Below are 4,896 nucleotides of genomic sequence, written 5' to 3'. Positions count from 1 at the left end.
AATGGGAAGGTGTCGCCCTGGCGCTGGACCTGCTGGAAGAAGTGCAGCAACTGCGCAGCGAAAACCGCATGCTCAAGCAGCGGTTGGGGCGGTTGGTGGAGTAAAAAACGCTCAATGAACAAGCGCCAACCTGTGGGAGCAAGGCTTGCCCGCGATGAATTCAACTCGGTTCTCAAGAGTTGAGGCACCTGTATCGCGAGCAAGCTTTGCTCCCACAAGTCTTGCTCTCAGGTCCTCACTCCATTCAAAACAGAAAATAGCGCTGCGCCATCGGCAGCACATCAGCCGGTTCACACCACAACAACACCCCATCGGCCTTGACCTGGTAGGTCTGTGGATCGACATCGATGTTCGGCAGGTAGTCGTTGTGGATCAGGTCGGTTTTCTGCACATTCCGGCAGCCTTTGACCACGGCAATTCTTTTCTTTAGTCCAAGCTGTTCGGGCAGCCCCGCCTCGGCGGCGGCCTGACTGATGAACGTCAGGCTGGTGGCGTGCCGCGAGCCGCCGAAGCTTGCGAACATCGGTCGGTAGTGCACCGGTTGCGGTGTCGGTATCGAGGCGTTGGCGTCGCCCATCAGGCTGGCGGCAATCGCCCCGCCCTTGAGGATCAGGGTCGGCTTGACGCCGAAGAACGCCGGGCGCCACAGCACCAGGTCGGCCCACTTGCCCACTTCGATGGAGCCCACTTCATGGCTGATGCCATGGGTGATCGCCGGGTTGATGGTGTACTTGGCGATGTAGCGCTTGATGCGAAAATTGTCGTTGCCTTCGCCATCGCCGGGCAGGGCGCCGCGTTGCTTTTTCATCTTGTCGGCGGTCTGCCAGGTGCGGGTGATGACTTCACCGACGCGGCCCATGGCCTGGCTGTCGGAACTGATCATCGAGAACGCGCCCAGGTCGTGGAGGATGTCTTCGGCGGCGATGGTTTCACGACGGATGCGGCTTTCAGCGAAGGCCACGTCTTCGGCGATGCTCGGGTCCAGGTGATGGCAGACCATCAGCATGTCCAGGTGTTCGTCGATGGTGTTGCGGGTGAACGGCCGGGTCGGGTTGGTGGAGCTGGGCAACACATTGGCAAAACCGCAGGCCTTGATGATGTCTGGCGCATGGCCGCCACCGGCGCCTTCGGTGTGATAGGTGTGGATGGTGCGGCCCTTGAACGCGGCCAGGGTGGTTTCCACGAAACCCGATTCGTTGAGGGTGTCGGTATGGATCGCCACCTGCACGTCGTACTGGTCGGCCACGCTCAGGCAGTTGTCGATGGCCGCCGGGGTGGTGCCCCAGTCTTCGTGCAGCTTCAGGCCGATGGCACCGGCCTTGACTTGCTCGATCAACGGCTCTGGCAGGCTGGCGTTGCCCTTGCCGGTGAAGCCGATGTTCATTGGGAAAGCGTCGGCGGCCTGGAGCATGCGCGCCAGGTGCCACGGCCCGGAGGTGCAGGTGGTGGCATTGGTCCCGGTGGCCGGGCCCGTACCGCCGCCGATCATGGTGGTGACACCGCTCATCAAGGCTTCTTCGATCTGCTGCGGGCAGATGAAGTGAATGTGGGTGTCGATACCGCCGGCGGTGAGGATCATGCCTTCACCGGCGATCACTTCGGTGCTGGCGCCAATGGCGATGGTCACATCGGGCTGGATGTCCGGGTTACCGGCCTTGCCGATGGCTTTGATGCGCCCGTCCTTGAGACCGACATCGGCCTTGACGATGCCCCAGTGATCGATGATCAGCGCGTTGGTGATCAGCGTGTCGACGACCTCGGCGGCCAGCAGCTGGCTCTGACCCATGCCGTCGCGAATCACTTTGCCGCCGCCGAATTTCACTTCTTCGCCATAGGTGGTGAAGTCCTTTTCCACCTCGATCCACAGTTCGGTGTCGGCCAGGCGGACCTTGTCGCCGACGGTGGGGCCGAACATGTCGGCGTAGGCTTGTCTCGAAATCTTCATGTGCTTGCCTTGGAATTCAATTGAATGTGGAAACCGTTCGCTTCGCTCACTCATCGCGAGCAGGCTCGCTCCCACAGTTGATCGCATTCCCCTGTGGGAGCGAGCCTGCTCGCGATGGGGCCGGTGCTGGCACCCTATGGCTTAAAGGTCGCCCATCACCCGCCCGGCAAACCCGAACACCCGGCGATGCCCCGCCAAATCCACCAGTTCCACCTCGCGGCTCTGGCCCGGTTCGAAGCGCACCGCGGTGCCGGCCGGAATGTTCAGGCGCATGCCACGGCTGGCGGCGCGGTCGAAGGTCAGGGCGTCGTTGGTTTCGAAAAAGTGATAGTGCGAGCCGACCTGGATCGGCCGGTCGCCGCTGTTGGCGACGTTCAGGGTGAGGGTGCGGCGACCGACGTTGAGTTCGATGTCGCCGGGCTGGACCTGGTATTGGCCTGGAATCATTGCGGTTGCCCCAAAGTCTTGTAGTAAATGGCGGTCGGGGTGTACGTCCCGTCCGGGCTCTGGCAGTAGTCGGGCAGTTCACCGACGCGGGTGTAGCCCATGGCGCGGTAGAATGCCTCGGCCTCGGAACCAGCCTCCGTGTCGAGGTACAACAGGCCGCGCTTGTGCTGGCGGGCGCCGAGTTCCAGGGCGCTCATCAATTGCTGGCCCAGGCCGCGGCGGCGAGCCTCGCCGCGAACCAGCAGCTTTTGCACTTCGGCACGGTTGAGGCCGTTGGGTTTCTGGCACAGGGCAAGTTGGACGCTGGCCTGCACCTGTTCATCCTTGACCACCACCCACAGCAGCAAGTGGCCCTGGTTGAGACTGGCCTGAACCTCATCGAAATAGGCGCGTGCCTGGACCGCATCGAGATCGGCCATGAACCCCACGCTGGCGCCATAGCCGACGGCGTCGAGCAACAGATCGATCAGGCCCTGGCGGTAGTGCGCAAAGCTCTCGGCGTGGACTCGGCGCAACTGGGCGGGGTTCATAGGCATCACTCCTTGTCGACGGCAGGCGGTAGCGCCCCTGGGTTGAGGATCAACTGCATGAAAGTCAGGTCCAGCCAACGGCCGAACTTGGTGCCCACCTGGGGCATCTGCCCGGTGGTGATGAAGCCAGCCCGCTCGTGCAGGCGAATCGAGGCGGCGTTGCCGCTTTCGATGGCCGCGACCATGACGTGTTTGCCGCACGCCCTGGCGCGCTCGATCAGGGCCGTCATCAACAGTGAGCCCAAGCCGTTGCCGCGTTGGTCATCACGTACGTACACCGAATGCTCCACGGTGTGCCGGAAACCATCGAAGGGTCGCCAGTCGCCGAACGAGGCATAGCCGAGGACGTTATCTTCGTCATCGACCACCACCAGCACCGGATAGCCTTGCGATTGCCGGGCGCTGAACCATGCCTGGCGATTGCCCAGGTCCACGGCCTGTTCGTTCCAGATCGCCGTGGTGTTCAGCACCGCGTCGTTGTAGATGTCACGGATCGCTGGCAAGTCGGTGTGGCGGGCGTCACGAATGTCATAGGTCATGGCGCAGCCTCACGCGATCGGCTGGTGGACGGTGACCAGTTTGGTGCCGTCGGGAAACGTCGCCTCCACCTGGATCTCCGGAATCATTTCCGGGATGCCCTCCATCACCTGTTCGCGGGTCAGCAGCGTGGTGCCGTAATGCATCAGCTCGGCCACGGTCTGGCCATCGCGGGCGCCTTCGAGCAGGGCGGCGGAAATATAGGCCATCGCCTCCGGGTAGTTGAGCTTCAAGCCGCGAGCCAACCGCCGCTCGGCGACGAGGCCGGCGGTGAAGATCAGCAGCTTGTCTTTTTCGCGTGGGGTCAGGTCCATGTGCAATCCATAAGGGCAGATAAAAAATTCTTGCTGTAAACACAGATCTCCTTGTGGGAGATCCTTTGTGGGAGCGAGCTTGCTCGCGATAGCGGTGTGTCAGTCGACATTAATGTTGAATGTTCCATCGCCATCGCCATCGCCATCGCCATCGCGAGCAAGCTCGCTCCCACAGGAAAGCAGATTCATGTACTCCAGATTCTGGGCGGCATGGCCTCTCTTCCAAGCAATGCAGGCCTGAGCAAACGCCACAATTCAATCAACCAACCCCGCGCCAGCAGCGCCTCGCTCGCCAGACATCGGGCCACGATCAGGCCGGGCAATTGGGTCAGGTCGCCGCGCACGTCATGGCCCAGGGATCGGCACTGTTCCAGCAACGCACTATCGATTTCCCCGGTCACCAACAACGTGGCAAACACCGGATCGCCGCCCAGCCCGATGGGCGAGTCGAGCAACCCGTCACCGCCCACAATGCGCTGGCGTTCATGCCAGAGCAACTGCCCGTCGCGGCGAATGTCCAGCCGCGACTGGAAGTGTCCCAGGTCAAATCGTTCACCGCTGGCCGGCCGGCCGAGGGCCACCATGTCCCAGTAGAACAAGCGCCCGTCACCTTGCAGGTCGATGCTGGTGCTGAGTTCGGCCTGGGCGGCGCTGAAGACGATGGTTTCCTGGGGCAGCCATTCCAGGGTCGCCCCCGCGGCCACGCTCAGGTTCAGTTGCTGATAGGCCGGGCCGGCGGCGCGATACCACTTGGCCGCGCCGGGACTGGTCAACTGCGCCCAGGCAGCGGGGCCGACGTGGGCCGCGATGTCCAACCGATCACCGCCGGCAATTCCGCCGGGCGGGTGGACGATGATGTGTTGGCACACTTCGGGGCCCTCGGCGTACAGGTGTTTTTGCACCCGCAGCGGACCTTTGTGGCGGCGCTGTACCGGACGCGTGCAGTCACCGAACCGGGCATAACCCAGTTCCAGCTCGGCATGCCAGCTGGGGGTGAATAGGGCCGAAGGCGCCAGTAAGGAGACAGGTAGGTTCATGATTTCCGATTATCGTTAGAGCGCTACAGACTAGATCGTAACCAGCCCGCGCACACCCTCGGCTTCCATATTTTCTCCGCGCCCCT

6 protein-coding genes are annotated in these 4,896 nt (G+C 62.6%); all 6 read right to left on the bottom strand.

Features of this window, described 5'->3' with window-relative positions; translation table 11 throughout:
* Window positions 1–244 precede the first annotated feature (244 nt).
* The 6 genes from ureC to GSM73_RS20905 all read right to left on the bottom strand — a co-directional run bounded on the left by ureC (window position 245) and on the right by GSM73_RS20905 (window position 4,810).
* The gene (ureC, locus tag GSM73_RS20930) at window positions 245–1,945 is read right to left on the bottom strand and encodes an urease subunit alpha (protein ID WP_047227358.1); all 1,701 of its coding nucleotides are present in this window, start codon (window positions 1,943–1,945) and stop codon (window positions 245–247) included.
* Between the two features lie 141 nt (window positions 1,946–2,086).
* Complete coding sequence (locus GSM73_RS20925) at window positions 2,087–2,392, bottom strand: urease subunit beta (protein WP_014336352.1); 306 nt, start codon at window positions 2,390–2,392, stop codon at window positions 2,087–2,089.
* Window positions 2,389–2,922: an N-acetyltransferase gene (locus GSM73_RS20920; protein ID WP_003197345.1), complete on the bottom strand. Its 534-nt coding sequence runs from the start codon at window positions 2,920–2,922 to the stop codon at window positions 2,389–2,391. The genes GSM73_RS20925 and GSM73_RS20920 overlap by 4 nt, the downstream gene beginning before the upstream one ends.
* A gap of 5 nt (window positions 2,923–2,927) precedes the next feature.
* A complete protein-coding gene (locus GSM73_RS20915; RefSeq protein ID WP_160893718.1) occupies window positions 2,928–3,461 on the bottom strand; it encodes a GNAT family N-acetyltransferase in 534 nt (177 codons plus the stop codon).
* Between the two features lie 9 nt (window positions 3,462–3,470).
* Window positions 3,471–3,773, bottom strand: coding sequence for an urease subunit gamma (ureA, locus tag GSM73_RS20910; protein ID WP_047227360.1), 303 nt, complete (start codon window positions 3,771–3,773; stop codon window positions 3,471–3,473).
* A gap of 185 nt (window positions 3,774–3,958) precedes the next feature.
* On the bottom strand, window positions 3,959–4,810 hold the full coding sequence (locus GSM73_RS20905) for an urease accessory protein UreD (protein ID WP_047227361.1): 852 nt from the start codon (window positions 4,808–4,810) through the stop codon (window positions 3,959–3,961).
* Window positions 4,811–4,896 lie beyond the last annotated feature (86 nt).

The organism is Pseudomonas sp. PICF6, from assembly GCF_009831705.1.
Taxonomy (GTDB): Bacteria; Pseudomonadota; Gammaproteobacteria; order Pseudomonadales; family Pseudomonadaceae; genus Aquipseudomonas; species Aquipseudomonas rhizophila.
This window is presented reverse-complemented; position numbering and strand designations above follow the sequence as displayed.

Bases quoted from the DNA above. Each gene is read 5' to 3' on its own strand.
- ureC (WP_047227358.1), bottom strand. From the start codon at position 1,945: ATGAAGATTTCGAGACAAGCCTACGCCGACATGTTCGGCCCCACCGTC.
- GSM73_RS20925 (WP_014336352.1), bottom strand. From the start codon at position 2,392: ATGATTCCAGGCCAATACCAGGTCCAGCCCGGCGACATCGAACTCAAC.
- GSM73_RS20920 (WP_003197345.1), bottom strand. From the start codon at position 2,922: ATGAACCCCGCCCAGTTGCGCCGAGTCCACGCCGAGAGCTTTGCGCAC.
- GSM73_RS20915 (WP_160893718.1), bottom strand. From the start codon at position 3,461: ATGACCTATGACATTCGTGACGCCCGCCACACCGACTTGCCAGCGATC.
- ureA (WP_047227360.1), bottom strand. From the start codon at position 3,773: ATGGACCTGACCCCACGCGAAAAAGACAAGCTGCTGATCTTCACCGCC.
- GSM73_RS20905 (WP_047227361.1), bottom strand. From the start codon at position 4,810: ATGAACCTACCTGTCTCCTTACTGGCGCCTTCGGCCCTATTCACCCCC.